Raw genomic sequence first — 12,678 nt, 5'->3', positions numbered from 1 at the left:
ACGGCGCACCCTTTCGGGACTTGCGCAGGAAAGGAGCTATACGTGGAAGACCTGCTGCGGGAGTACCTCCCGATTCTGGTGTTTCTGGCCGTTGCCGTGGGCCTTGGAATCGTACTGATTCTGGCTTCTGTGGTCCTGGCTGTCCGCAATCCCGACCCCGAAAAGGTCAGCGCCTATGAATGTGGCTTCAACGCATTCGACGATGCGCGGATGAAATTCGACGTCCGATTCTATTTGGTCGCGATTCTCTTCATCATCTTCGATCTGGAAATCGCCTTCCTGTTCCCCTGGGCCGTTGGCTTCAAAGACATCAGCGATGTTGGGTTCTGGTCGATGATGGTGTTCCTGGCGGTGCTGACCATCGGCTTTGCCTATGAATGGAAGAAAGGGGCCCTGGAATGGGAGTGATGACGGGCGCAAACACCGCCGGCGTCGACAAGGAAGTCGCCACCCAGGCCCTGAACGCGGAACTGCAGGACAAGGGGTTTCTGCTGACCTCGACCGAAGACATCATCAACTGGGCGCGGACCGGTAGCTTGCACTGGATGACCTTTGGTCTGGCCTGCTGCGCGGTAGAGATGATGCACACGTCGATGCCACGGTATGACGCGGAACGGTTCGGCATCGCGCCTCGTGCGTCTCCGCGCCAGTCTGATGTGATGATCGTCGCTGGAACGCTGACCAACAAGATGGCCCCGGCGCTGCGCAAGGTTTATGACCAGATGCCCGAGCCGCGCTATGTGATCTCGATGGGGTCCTGCGCGAATGGCGGTGGGTATTACCACTATTCCTATTCCGTGGTGCGCGGCTGTGACCGCGTGGTTCCGGTGGATATCTATGTCCCCGGTTGCCCCCCCACCGCCGAGGCGCTGCTTTACGGTCTGATGCAGTTGCAACGCAAAATCCGCCGCACCGGCACCATTGTGCGCTAAGGGAGAGGGCAGATGAGCGAAGCACTCAAAGAACTCGGCGCGCAGCTGGAACTGAAACGGGCCGATTGCGTTCTGTCTTGGGATGTCACCCATGGTGAGCTGAACGTCGATGTGGCTCCTTCGAATCTGGTGGAATTCATTGAGTTTCTCAAAAGTGACCGGACCTGCCAGTTCTCGACCCTGGTTGACATCACCGGCGTCGACTACCCCGAACGGGCCAAGCGGTTCGATGTGGTCTACCACTTCCTGTCAATGTATCAGAACCAGCGCATTCGCTTGCGAGTCTCGATCCGAGAAGATGACATGGTGCCTTCAATCGTGGACGTGCACCCCTCTGCCAATTGGTTCGAGCGCGAGGTGTTCGACATGTTCGGCATCCTGTTCTCAGGTCATCCAGACTTGCGACGCATCCTTACGGATTATGGTTTCCGCGGCTATCCGCTGCGCAAGGATTTCCCGACCACTGGCTATACTGAAGTCCGCTATGACGAAGCGCAAAAGCGCGTGGTCTACGAACCGGTCTCATTGGTTCAGGAATACCGTCAATTTGATTTCATGTCCCCGTGGGAAGGTGCGAACTACATTCTTCCGGGGGATGAAAAACAGGAGTCGTAAGTCATGGAGTTCCTGATCTGGATTGCCGTCACGGTTGCCACGATTATCCCGATGCTGAAACTGCTACCGCATTTCGGGATCGAGAAATACTGGGTCGTAGCCTGCGTCATCCCGATTGGAACGCTGATCCTGATTTGGATCATGGCCATGAAACTGCAAGAGATGGAGCACCGCTGATGGGTCTGGGGGAACTGATTGCGTTTGGGGCGCTTGGGGTTCTGCTGGCTGGGGCCGCTGCCAAGGCAGCTGAGGCGGAAAAGGTCCGGGTACGGGCCGAAGCGAAGAAGAAACGAGGGCGTTGATGGACGGCTCAAGATACGATGACGGCAGCACGGACGCGCTGAGCGGAGAACAGAAGATCCGCAACTTCAACATTAACTTCGGCCCGCAACACCCTGCGGCGCACGGAGTTCTGCGACTTGTGCTTGAGCTGGACGGCGAGATCGTCGAACGTTGCGACCCGCATATCGGCCTATTGCACCGTGGTACCGAAAAGCTGATGGAAAGCCGGACGTATCTGCAGAATCTGCCGTATTTCGACCGTCTTGATTACGTGGCACCGATGAACCAGGAACATGCCTGGTGTCTGGCCATCGAAAAACTGACCGGTGTTGAAGTACCGCGTCGCGGATCGCTGATCCGGGTGCTGTATTCCGAGATCGGCCGCATCCTGAACCACCTGCTGAACGTGACCACGCAGGCGATGGATGTGGGCGCGCTGACCCCACCTTTGTGGGGGTTCGAGGAACGCGAGAAGTTGATGGTGTTCTATGAGCGGGCTTGCGGCGCGCGCCTGCACGCCGCCTATTTCCGCCCCGGCGGTGTCCACCAAGATCTGCCGCCGGAATTGCTGGATGATATCGAGGCGTGGAGCCATGAATTCCCTGCCGTTCTGGACGACATTGACGGACTGCTGACCGAAAACCGCATCTTCAAACAGCGCAACGCCGATATCGGCGTCGTAACCGAGGATGACATTCAGAAATACGGCTTCTCGGGCGTGATGGTGCGTGGATCGGGTCTGGCCTGGGACCTGCGTCGCGCGCAGCCCTATGAGTGCTATGACGAGTTCGAGTTTCAGATCCCCGTCGGCAAAAACGGCGACTGCTATGACCGCTATCTCGTCCGCATGGAAGAGATGCGCCAGTCGCTGCTGATCATCCGTCAGGCCATCGCCAAAATCCGTGACTGCCCCGGTGACGTTCTGGCACGCGGCAAGATCACCCCGCCGAAACGTTCGGACATGAAGACCTCGATGGAAAGTCTGATCCATCACTTCAAGCTCTATACCGAAGGCTTCCACGTCCCTGCGGGCGAGGTCTATGCCGCTGTCGAAGCCCCCAAGGGCGAGTTCGGCGTCTATTTGGTCGCCGACGGCACCAACAAGCCCTACCGCGCCAAACTCCGCGCGCCGGGTTTCCTGCACCTGCAAGCCATGGACCACGTTGCCGGAGGACACCAACTGGCCGACGTCGCCGCCATCATCGGCACCATGGACGTCGTATTTGGAGAGATTGACCGCTAATGCTCCGCCGTCTTCACCCCGAACAACCCGAAAGCTTTGCCTTTACCGCTGCCAACCAGCAATGGGCCGAAGCGCAGATCACCAAATACCCCGAAGGCCGTCAGGCCAGCGCGGTGATCCCGCTGCTGTGGCGTGCGCAAGAACAAGAGGGCTGGCTGAGCCGTCCGGCGATTGAATCCGTCGCCGACATGCTGGGTATGGCCTATATCCGCGTGCTTGAGGTCGCGTCGTTCTACTTCATGTTCCAGCTGCAGCCGGTTGGATCGGTGGCACATATTCAGGTGTGCGGCACGACATCCTGCATGATCTGCGGGGCCGAGGATCTGATTGCGGTCTGCAAGGAAAAGATCGCGACCAAGCCGCATGAACTGTCTGCTGACGGTAAGCTGAGCTGGGAAGAGGTGGAATGCCTCGGATCTTGCACCAATGCCCCGATGGCGCAGATCGGTAAGGATTATTACGAAGATCTGACGACCGAGAGCTTTGGCAAGATTCTCGATGATCTGGTGGCGGGCAAAGTGCCGACTCCGGGTCCTCAGAACGGGCGCTATGCGGCGGAACCCCTCAAAGGGCTGACAAGCCTGACAGAATATGACAGCGGCAGAACGCAGTATAACGCCAGCGTCCAGCTAGCGAGCGATCTGGGTGATACCGTCAAGCGCATCGACGGGACCGAGGTTCCGATCCTGACCCCGTGGCTGGGCAAGGATGGCAAAGCAGCAGCGACCAAAGCCGCGCCGAAGCCACCCAAAGCGCCGACCCCCGCGAAACCAGCTGTGAAACAGGCCGCAGAAGCGAAAGCAGCGAAAGAGGATCAGCCGGAAACGCTGAAAGAAGCGCGGGGTGGCAAGCCGGATGATCTCAAGATGCTCAAGGGCGTTGGTCCGAAGCTGGAAGAAACCCTGAACGGGCTGGGCTTTTATCATTATGACCAGATCGCTGCATGGACGCCTGAGCAGGTGGCCTGGGTCGATGCACGGCTGAAATTCAAAGGCCGGATCGAGCGGGACGGGTGGATCGAACAAGCCGCGAAACTGGCTGCAGGTGAAGAAACCGAGTTTGCCAAACGTGCCAAAGAAGACGGCACTTACGAAGATTAAACGAGTGCCCGCCTAGGGCATCAGGACAAGATGGATACGGACAAGGAACTGGCCATAGCCCGCAAGGGCCGACATATCGGCATCGTCATTGCGGTGACGATGGTGATTTGGCTTGGAATGACCTTGTTCATTGGCCCTGCAATCGGATTGCCGGGGCGTTATGCGCTGCTGTTTGATTTTGCCGCTTTGGCAGGATTCATCTATGCGGGCGTCAACATATTTCAACTCTGGCGCATGCGTCAGGACAGCCAAAGGTAACACGCGATGCTGAAGGATCAGGACAGGATCTTTACCAACATCTACGGGATGCATGAGCGCACGTTGAAAGGCGCGCAGGCCCGCGGGCATTGGGACGGCACCGCTGGCCTGATCGAGAAAGGCCGCGACTGGATCATCCAGACAATGAAAGACTCAGGTCTGCGCGGCCGTGGTGGTGCGGGTTTCCCGACCGGTCTGAAATGGTCTTTCATGCCCAAGGAAAGCGATGGTCGCCCGGCTTATCTGGTGGTGAACGCGGATGAATCCGAACCCGGGACGTGCAAAGACCGCGAGATTATGCGTCATGATCCGCACACGCTGATCGAGGGGTGCCTGATCGCGTCTTTCGCAATGAACGCGCATACTTGCTACATCTACCTGCGCGGCGAATACATCCGCGAGCGTGAGGCTCTGCAGGCCGCGATTGACGAAGCCTATGACGCGGGTCTGCTCGGGAAGAATGCTGCTGGTTCCGGCTGGGATTTCGACCTGTTCCTGCATCACGGCGCTGGGGCTTATATCTGCGGCGAGGAAACTGCTCTGATCGAAAGCCTTGAGGGCAAGAAGGGTATGCCGCGCATGAAGCCTCCGTTTCCGGCGGGAGCGGGTCTTTATGGCTGCCCGACCACGGTGAACAATGTGGAATCGATTGCCGTTGTACCCACGATTCTGCGGCGTGGTGCCGACTGGTTCGCAGGCTTTGGCCGTCAGAACAACGCGGGCACCAAGCTGTTTGCGATCTCGGGCCATGTGAACAACCCCTGTGTCGTCGAAGAGGCGATGTCGATCTCCTTCGAAGAGCTGATTGAAACCCATTGCGGCGGCATTCGTGGCGGCTGGGACAATCTGCTGGCGGTAATACCCGGCGGGTCTTCGGTGCCATGCGTGCGCGGTGAGAACATGCGCGACGCGATCATGGATTTTGACTATCTGCGCGGAGAACTGGGTTCGGGTCTGGGCACGGCAGCGGTCATCGTGATGGACAGGTCCACCGACATCATCAAGGCAATCTGGCGGTTGTCGAAGTTCTACAAGCACGAAAGTTGCGGCCAGTGTACGCCATGTCGTGAAGGCACTGGTTGGATGATGCGCGTGATGGACCGTCTTGTACGCGGTGAAGCCGAACTGGAAGAGATCGACATGCTGTTTGACGTCACCAAACAGGTTGAAGGCCACACAATCTGCGCCCTTGGCGATGCCGCCGCTTGGCCGATCCAAGGTCTGATCCGCAATTTCCGAGAAGAAATAGAGGACCGCATCAAGGCCCAGAAATCGGGCCGCATGGGTGCGATGGCAGCGGAGTAAAATCGATGGAAGTCTATGCCGAATATTCCCACGCGATCGCCGCTTTGGTGATCTTTACCCTGATCGTTCTGTTCATGTCGCCGTTCTCGGCGCTTGCAAAAGCGGGCAAGGGGCTGGCACCGGGGGCCACTCCGGATCAGGATTATTCGGACAGGGCCTATCGTTTGAACCGCGCTTATCTGAACGGCACTGAAACTCTGCCTGCCTTTTCGACTGTTACAGTCGCGGCGATCCTGTTGGGGGCCAGCCCGTTCTGGGTGAACCTGCTGGCCTCAATAGCGCTGCTGGCGCGGGTTGTTATGTTGGTGATTCACCTGCGCGGGATCGGCAAGCCGCATAGCGGGGTCCGGTCTGTTGCTTATGTGGTTGGATGGGCCTGCATGTTCATTCTTGGCCTTATTGCGTTGGTGGCCGCGTTTTGATCCAGCCCGAAGGATATCATCTGGCCGAGTTGAATGTCGGCCGTTTGTTGGCGCCAACAGACGATCCGCGCGTGGCTGAATTCATGGCCAACCTGGATCGCGTCAACGGGCTTGGCAAGCGGATGTCCGGCTTTGTCTGGATGATGGAAGGGTCCGGAGAACCGGGAACAGGCAACACCGAAAACAGCATCGGGGATGATCCGCAATTCGTCGCGAACCTGACGGTTTGGGAAGACGTCGCCAGCCTTGAGAAATTTGTTTGGGGGACTATCCACAAACAGTTCTACGAGCGTCGGCAAGAGTGGTTCGAAATCCTTGGCGAACAACATTTTGTCATGTGGTGGGTGCGGGAAGGGCATTGCCCCAGTTTGGCCGAAGCGCTGGATCGTCTGGAAAAGCTGCGCTCGGAAGGACCCAGCGAGCATGCCTTTGGGTGGGCAGAATTGAAACAGGCCAGCAAGTGGCGCGACAATCGTTGCGTACAGGTCGCGGCGGAGTGAACGGGATGTTGATTCATACGCTTTCTCCTGCGCATCAGCGGATGCCACAAGCGCCAGCCACGAAACAGGAGTGGTCATGATGGCGAAACGCGTATTCGTAATGACAATGGTATTGGTGGGAAGCTTACTTGTATCTGCCTGCGGTACAGCGAAATCGAGGGCGACCCGCGTGGCGTTTGACGGCATTTTCTTCAACGCCAACGCTAAACACGTGGATAAGAAGACGACACCTACCGATTTCACTGTGACTGTGAATGGCGTTTCGCAGTCATTGGAAGGCGCACGCGAAGCAGGCCGTTATGAGGGCACAAAATTCTGCATTCAGAATTTTGGATCGTCCAGAATTGTATGGAAGGTTGGGCCGGAGACCGAGCCGCAAAATCTACGGATCGAAAACGATAAGCTCACATATGCCGGAAGCTGTCAGCGACCATGAGCCACCGTATCGCATATCACGGCAAAACCCATGGGCTGTTATTGCATAGCAGCCCGGCTGACCGCCGTCTTGGGAATCCCAAGACGAAAGGAAATGTCATGACCGTTGTACGACTTCTGGCCGCGATTTGCGCGATTTCGATGCCTGTAATGGCCGAAGCCAAACCACCCTTGAGGGATGTCAAAGAGATCGACAACGAACTCTACTACATCGCGATCGCAAATGAGATTTCGGAGTACTGTCCGTCGATCAGCGGGCGTCGACTTAAGGCGATTGGGGTGATGTGGGATCTGCGGTCCAAGGCGAACAAATTGGGATATTCGGACAAGGAAATCCGCGCCTATGTGGACTCGGATGCCGAAAAAGACAGGATGCGCGCCAAGGGTGAGGCGTATCTGATCCAAAACGGCGTGTCTTATGAAAATCCCAATTCTTTCTGCACGTTAGGGCGGAAAGAGATTGAAAGAAACAGCGCCATAGGCGTGTATTTGAGGGCGAACTAGCGATGTCTGACCTCCGCAAAGTCAATATCGACGGGCAGGAAATCGAAGTCGATGGCGCGATGACACTGATCCAGGCCTGCGAGCAGGCCGGGGTCGAGGTGCCGCGCTTTTGCTATCACGAGCGTCTGTCGATTGCCGGGAACTGCCGGATGTGTCTGGTCGAGGTCGTGGGCGGCCCGCCGAAACCGGCGGCCTCCTGCGCGATGCAGGTGCGCGATCTGCGTCCGGGTCCGGAAGGGCAGGCACCGGTGGTCAAGACGAACTCGCCCATGGTCAAGAAGGCCCGCGAAGGGGTGATGGAGTTTCTGCTGATCAACCACCCGCTGGATTGCCCGATCTGCGATCAGGGCGGTGAGTGTGACCTGCAGGATCAGGCCATGGCCTATGGTCTGTCAGGGACGCGCTTCAAAGAAGCCAAGCGTGCCGTGGATGATCTGGACCTTGGTCCGCTGGTTGGCACCGCGATGACTCGCTGCATCAGTTGTACTCGTTGCGTGCGCTTCACCACAGAGGTCGCCGGGATCACCCAGATGGGTCAGACCGGACGCGGCGAAGATGCCGAGATCACCTCGTACCTGAACCAGACGCTGGATTCGAACCTGCAGGGCAACATCATCGATCTGTGCCCGGTAGGGGCGTTGACCTCGAAGCCATATGCATTCACCGCTCGCCCTTGGGAACTGACCAAAACCGAGAGTATCGACGTGATGGACGCTTTGGGCTCAAGCATCCGTGTAGATACCAAAGGGCGTGAAGTGATGCGCTTTCTGCCGCGCAACCATGACGGTGTGAACGAGGAATGGATCAGCGACAAGACCCGCTTTGTCTGGGACGGCTTACGGCGTCAGCGACTGGACAGGCCTTATGTGCGCGAAAACGGCAAGCTGCGTCCTGCCACATGGCCAGAAGCACTGAACAAAGCTGCTGAGGTTCTTAAGGGGGCCGAGAAACCGGCTGGGATCGTAGGTGATCTGGCTTCGGTTGAGGCCATCTATGCGCTGAAACAGATGATCGAAGGGCAAGGCGGTATCGTTGAGTGCCGCACCGACGGCGCCAAACTGCCTGCGGGTAACCGAGCAGCCTATGCCGGGACCGCGGCAATCGAAGATATTGATGCGGCTGAACGTATCCTGTTGATCGGGACCAACCCGCGTGACGAGGCTCCGGTTTTGAATGCTCGTATCCGCAAGGCCTGGGCACACGGTGCCGAGGTGGCCCTGGTCGGGCCTGCCGTCGATCTGACCTATGAGTATCACCATTTAGGCGGCGACCGTGCCGCGCTGCAGACCGTCGTTGATATGGGTGGTGACGATGAGATCAAGAGCAAGCGCTCTCTTGTCATCGTCGGGCAGGGCGCGCTGCAGGAGGCCGATGGCTCTGCCGTTCTGGCCGCCGCGCAAGCCATTGCAAGAAATACCGAAAGTGGGCTGATCGTTCTGCACACCGCAGCATCGCGCGTGGGTGCGATGGATGTGGATGCGACCAACGAAAGTGGCATGGAGGCGGTCAACGCGGCCGATGTGATCTATAACCTCGGTGCCGATGAGGTCGAGATCGGCGAGGGTGCTTTTGTGATCTATCAGGGTAGTCACGGCGATCGTGGCGCGCACCGCGCAGATGTGATCCTGCCGGGGGCGGCTTACACAGAAGAAAACGGTCTGTTCGTGAACACCGAAGGGCGTCCTCAACTCGCCATGCGCGCAGGCTTTGCACCGGGAGAGGCCAAGGAAAACTGGGCAATCCTAAGGGCGTTATCTGCCGAGCTGGGGGCCGCTCTGCCCTACGATACATTGGCTCAATTGCGCACCTCCTTGCTCGAATCTGTTCCGCATCTGGCGCGCATTGATGAGGTGATTGAGAATGAAGCAGTGGCGCTACAAGCCGGAAAATTGGGTGAAGTCAGCTTCCGCAACGCAATCAAGGATTTCTACCTGACCAACCCGATTGCCCGCGCCTCGCAATTGATGGCCGAACTATCGGCACAGGCGCAGACCCGCAAGACTGAGAAGATTGCGGCTGAATGAACCAGAAACGTTTCATATCGCAGACGTACGCGGTGCCCGGGTGGCAGATAGCCGCGCCGGATTTGCGTGTGAAATTGAAGATTAAGGGTGGCGTACAGACGGCAGATGCTGTTTACACCAACGCGCCGACCCAGCCGCAGATTGCGCAGGCATCTGGCCTTTGCATCGCACGCGGAAACCAAAATACCCACGGTGTGAGGACCAATGGCTGACTTCTTTAACACCCCAGGCGGAATAGCCATCATCATTCTGGCGCAAGTGCTTGCTGTTGTTGCGTTCGTGATGATCTCGCTGTTGTTCCTCGTTTACGGCGACCGCAAGATCTGGGCCGCCGTCCAGATGCGTCGCGGCCCCAACGTTGTCGGCGTATACGGCCTGCTGCAATCGGTGGCGGACGCACTGAAATATGTGGTGAAAGAGGTCGTCATTCCCGCAGGTGCCGACCGTACAGTGTTTATCCTCGCACCATTGACCAGTTTTGTCCTCGCGATGATCGCCTGGGCGGTGATCCCGTTCAACGATGGCTGGGTCCTGTCGGACATCAACGTCGCCATCCTCTATGTCTTCGCAGTCTCATCGCTTGAGGTTTATGGCGTGATTATGGGTGGTTGGGCGTCGAACTCAAAGTATCCATTCCTTGGGTCGCTGCGCTCTGCCGCGCAGATGATTTCATACGAGGTATCCATCGGTCTGATCATCATCGGCATCATCATCTCGACCGGTTCGATGAACTTTGGTGATATCGTCCGCGCACAGGATGGCTCGTTCGGGTTCTTCGGCTGGTACTGGCTGCCGCATTTCCCGATGGTGTTCCTGTTTTTCATCTCGGCATTGGCTGAAACCAACCGGCCACCCTTCGATCTGCCCGAGGCGGAATCGGAACTGGTTGCAGGCTATCAGGTCGAATACTCGGCCACGCCTTTCCTGCTTTTCATGGCCGGTGAATACATCGCCATCTTCCTGATGTGTGCTCTGACCACACTGCTGTTCTTTGGCGGCTGGCTGTCCCCGATCCCAGGCCTGCCTGACGGCGTATTGTGGATGGTTGCCAAGATGGCGTTCTTCTTCTTCATCTTCGCGATGGTCAAGGCGATCACACCCCGCTACCGCTATGACCAGTTGATGCGCCTGGGTTGGAAAGTGTTCTTGCCGTTCAGCCTCGTCTGGGTCGTCTTCGTGGCCTTCGCGGCGAAATTCGACTGGTTCTGGGGCGCGTTTGCCCGTTGGAGCGTAGGAGGCTGATATGACTCAAATCGACTACACCCGCGCCGCCAAATATTTCCTGCTGCAGGACTTCTGGGTCGGAATGAAATTGGGCTTGAAATACTTCTTCGCCCCAAAAGCCACCGTGAACTACCCGCATGAAAAGGGGCCCTTGTCCCCGCGGTTCCGGGGTGAACATGCCCTGCGCCGTTATCCGAACGGTGAGGAACGCTGCATCGCCTGCAAACTGTGCGAAGCGATCTGTCCTGCACAAGCCATCACCATCGATGCCGAGCCGCGCGAAGACGGAAGCCGCCGCACCACGCGCTATGACATCGACATGACCAAATGCATCTATTGCGGTTTCTGCCAGGAGGCATGTCCGGTTGATGCCATCGTCGAGGGCCCGAATTTCGAATTCGCCACCGAAACCCGGGAAGAGTTGTTCTACGACAAGCAGAAACTGCTGGATAACGGCGAACGCTGGGAAGCCGAAATTGCTCGCAATCTGGAAATGGACGCGCCGTACAGATGAGTGACAGTCCGACAAATCCGTTCGAGCTGATGATGAAGCAAGCTCAGGACATGGCCAAGGCGATGAACCCGGCGATGGAGAATTTCTCGCCCAAAGGGTTTGAGGCGTTGTGGCCGACCATGCCGAAAGAGGTCATGGAGATGATGTTCGGCAATACCGTCAACAAGGACGGGCTGGATGCCAAGACACGCCTGCTGCTTACGCTGGCCGGGCTGACCTGTCAGGGCGCTCAGGCAGACTCGGCGGTGCGTCAGACCGTGCGCCACGCGCTGGAAGCTGGCGCGAAGAAACAAGAGATCGTGGAAACGATCGGTCAGATGTCGGTCTTTGCCGGCATCCCGGCCATGACCCGTGCGCTGGATCTGGCGCAAGAGGTCATGGGTGATAACGAGGATGAGGATCAATGACCGTCTTTGCCTTCTATCTGTTTGCCATCAGCGCCATCACCGGCGGGCTGTTCACGGTGATCAGCCGCCAGCCGGTGCATTCGGTGCTGTGGCTGATCCTGTCCTTTCTGTCCTCGGCGGGCCTGTTCGTGCTGCTGGGGGCCGAGTTCGTGGCGATGCTGCTGATTATCGTTTACGTCGGCGCGGTCGCGGTTCTGTTCCTCTTCGTGGTGATGATGCTGGATGTGGACTTTGCCGAGCTGAAGGCCGAGATGGCGCGCTACATGCCGCTGGCGCTGTTGATCGGATTGGTGATCCTGATGCAGTTCGTCATGGCCATCGGAGCATGGGACAGCGCGCAGGGTGCCGCCGCCAATCTGGCGCAGCCGGTACCGAGCGACCGCCACAACACTGAGGCGCTCGGCGTCATTCTATACGATCAATACTTCCTTCTGTTCCAACTGGCGGGCCTGATCCTGCTGGTGGCCATGATCGGTGCCATTGTGCTGACACTGCGCCACCGTCAGGACATCAAGCGTCAGGACATCATCGGCCAGATGATGCGCGACCCGGCCAAAGCGATGGAGTTGAAGGACGTGAAACCGGGGCAGGGACTTTGAGACGATGATCGGACTTGAACACTATCTTACGGTCGCGGCGACGCTATTCGTCATCGGCATCTTCGGTCTCTTTCTGAACCGCAAAAACGTCATCATCCTGCTGATGAGCATCGAGTTGATGCTGCTGGCGGTGAATATCAACCTCGTTGCGTTCTCTAGTTTCCTCGGCGATCTGGTCGGGCAGGTCTTTACGCTGTTCGTGTTGACAGTTGCGGCGGCTGAGGCGGCGATTGGTCTTGCCATTCTGGTCTGCTTCTTCCGCAACCGTGGCACCATCGCGGTTGAAGACGTCAATATGATGAAGGGGTAAGAGA

Annotated in this window: 19 protein-coding genes; all 19 read left to right on the top strand. The window is 57.8% G+C overall.

What is annotated here, in order from left to right; genetic code table 11:
- The first annotated feature begins 42 nt into the window (after positions 1-42).
- The 19 genes from ACRZ9U_RS16090 to nuoK all read left to right on the top strand — a co-directional run bounded on the left by ACRZ9U_RS16090 (position 43) and on the right by nuoK (position 12,674).
- Positions 43-408, top strand: a complete 366-nt coding sequence (locus tag ACRZ9U_RS16090) for an NADH-quinone oxidoreductase subunit A (RefSeq protein WP_170404012.1) — start codon at positions 43-45, stop codon at positions 406-408.
- A complete protein-coding gene (locus ACRZ9U_RS16085; protein ID WP_010442777.1) occupies positions 399-932 on the top strand; it encodes a NuoB/complex I 20 kDa subunit family protein in 534 nt (177 codons plus the stop codon). Before ACRZ9U_RS16090 ends, ACRZ9U_RS16085 begins: the two co-directional genes overlap by 10 nt.
- Before the next feature lie 12 nt (positions 933-944).
- Positions 945-1,547, top strand: coding sequence for an NADH-quinone oxidoreductase subunit C (locus ACRZ9U_RS16080; protein ID WP_170404009.1), 603 nt, complete (start codon positions 945-947; stop codon positions 1,545-1,547).
- A gap of 3 nt (positions 1,548-1,550) precedes the next feature.
- The gene (locus tag ACRZ9U_RS16075) at positions 1,551-1,724 is read left to right on the top strand and encodes a hypothetical protein (RefSeq protein WP_170404006.1); all 174 of its coding nucleotides are present in this window, start codon (positions 1,551-1,553) and stop codon (positions 1,722-1,724) included.
- Positions 1,724-1,849, top strand: a complete 126-nt coding sequence (locus ACRZ9U_RS16070; protein WP_480570709.1) for a hypothetical protein — start codon at positions 1,724-1,726, stop codon at positions 1,847-1,849. The genes ACRZ9U_RS16075 and ACRZ9U_RS16070 overlap by 1 nt, the downstream gene beginning before the upstream one ends.
- The gene (locus ACRZ9U_RS16065) at positions 1,849-3,072 is read left to right on the top strand and encodes an NADH-quinone oxidoreductase subunit D (RefSeq protein WP_010442773.1); all 1,224 of its coding nucleotides are present in this window, start codon (positions 1,849-1,851) and stop codon (positions 3,070-3,072) included. The genes ACRZ9U_RS16070 and ACRZ9U_RS16065 overlap by 1 nt, the downstream gene beginning before the upstream one ends.
- Positions 3,072-4,172, top strand: a complete 1,101-nt coding sequence (nuoE, locus tag ACRZ9U_RS16060; protein ID WP_170404003.1) for an NADH-quinone oxidoreductase subunit NuoE — start codon at positions 3,072-3,074, stop codon at positions 4,170-4,172. The genes ACRZ9U_RS16065 and nuoE overlap by 1 nt, the downstream gene beginning before the upstream one ends.
- Before the next feature lie 30 nt (positions 4,173-4,202).
- Entirely contained in the window at positions 4,203-4,430 is a 228-nt protein-coding gene (locus ACRZ9U_RS16055; RefSeq protein ID WP_170404000.1) for a DUF5337 domain-containing protein, read from the top strand.
- 6 nt (positions 4,431-4,436) lie between these two features.
- Positions 4,437-5,735 carry an NADH-quinone oxidoreductase subunit NuoF gene (nuoF, locus tag ACRZ9U_RS16050; protein ID WP_170403997.1) on the top strand — a complete coding sequence of 433 codons (1,299 nt, stop codon included), beginning with the start codon at positions 4,437-4,439 and terminating at the stop codon, positions 5,733-5,735.
- Positions 5,736-5,740: 5 nt separating this feature from the next.
- The gene (locus tag ACRZ9U_RS16045) at positions 5,741-6,157 is read left to right on the top strand and encodes an MAPEG family protein (protein WP_170403994.1); all 417 of its coding nucleotides are present in this window, start codon (positions 5,741-5,743) and stop codon (positions 6,155-6,157) included.
- Complete coding sequence (locus tag ACRZ9U_RS16040; protein WP_170403991.1) at positions 6,154-6,657, top strand: DUF3291 domain-containing protein; 504 nt, start codon at positions 6,154-6,156, stop codon at positions 6,655-6,657. The genes ACRZ9U_RS16045 and ACRZ9U_RS16040 overlap by 4 nt, the downstream gene beginning before the upstream one ends.
- A gap of 79 nt (positions 6,658-6,736) precedes the next feature.
- Positions 6,737-7,093 (top strand): hypothetical protein, encoded by a 357-nt coding sequence (locus ACRZ9U_RS16035; protein ID WP_255612030.1) that lies wholly within the window; start codon positions 6,737-6,739, stop codon positions 7,091-7,093.
- A gap of 98 nt (positions 7,094-7,191) precedes the next feature.
- A complete protein-coding gene (locus ACRZ9U_RS16030) occupies positions 7,192-7,596 on the top strand; it encodes a DUF5333 domain-containing protein (protein WP_255612031.1) in 405 nt (134 codons plus the stop codon).
- Positions 7,597-7,598: 2 nt separating this feature from the next.
- A complete protein-coding gene (gene nuoG / locus ACRZ9U_RS16025) occupies positions 7,599-9,620 on the top strand; it encodes an NADH-quinone oxidoreductase subunit NuoG (RefSeq protein ID WP_170403985.1) in 2,022 nt (673 codons plus the stop codon).
- A gap of 204 nt (positions 9,621-9,824) precedes the next feature.
- A complete protein-coding gene (nuoH, locus tag ACRZ9U_RS16020) occupies positions 9,825-10,862 on the top strand; it encodes an NADH-quinone oxidoreductase subunit NuoH (protein ID WP_170403982.1) in 1,038 nt (345 codons plus the stop codon).
- A 1-nt stretch (position 10,863) separates the two neighbouring features.
- Positions 10,864-11,358 carry an NADH-quinone oxidoreductase subunit NuoI gene (gene nuoI / locus ACRZ9U_RS16015; protein ID WP_170397042.1) on the top strand — a complete coding sequence of 165 codons (495 nt, stop codon included), beginning with the start codon at positions 10,864-10,866 and terminating at the stop codon, positions 11,356-11,358.
- A complete protein-coding gene (locus tag ACRZ9U_RS16010; protein ID WP_010442761.1) occupies positions 11,355-11,765 on the top strand; it encodes a carboxymuconolactone decarboxylase family protein in 411 nt (136 codons plus the stop codon). The genes nuoI and ACRZ9U_RS16010 overlap by 4 nt, the downstream gene beginning before the upstream one ends.
- Positions 11,762-12,364, top strand: coding sequence for an NADH-quinone oxidoreductase subunit J (locus ACRZ9U_RS16005; protein WP_170397038.1), 603 nt, complete (start codon positions 11,762-11,764; stop codon positions 12,362-12,364). Before ACRZ9U_RS16010 ends, ACRZ9U_RS16005 begins: the two co-directional genes overlap by 4 nt.
- 4 nt (positions 12,365-12,368) lie before the next feature.
- On the top strand, positions 12,369-12,674 hold the full coding sequence (nuoK, locus tag ACRZ9U_RS16000) for an NADH-quinone oxidoreductase subunit NuoK (protein WP_005984024.1): 306 nt from the start codon (positions 12,369-12,371) through the stop codon (positions 12,672-12,674).
- The last annotated feature ends 4 nt before the right edge of the window (positions 12,675-12,678 follow it).

Source organism: Ruegeria sp. D7, from assembly GCF_056534355.1.
This window is presented reverse-complemented; position numbering and strand designations above follow the sequence as displayed.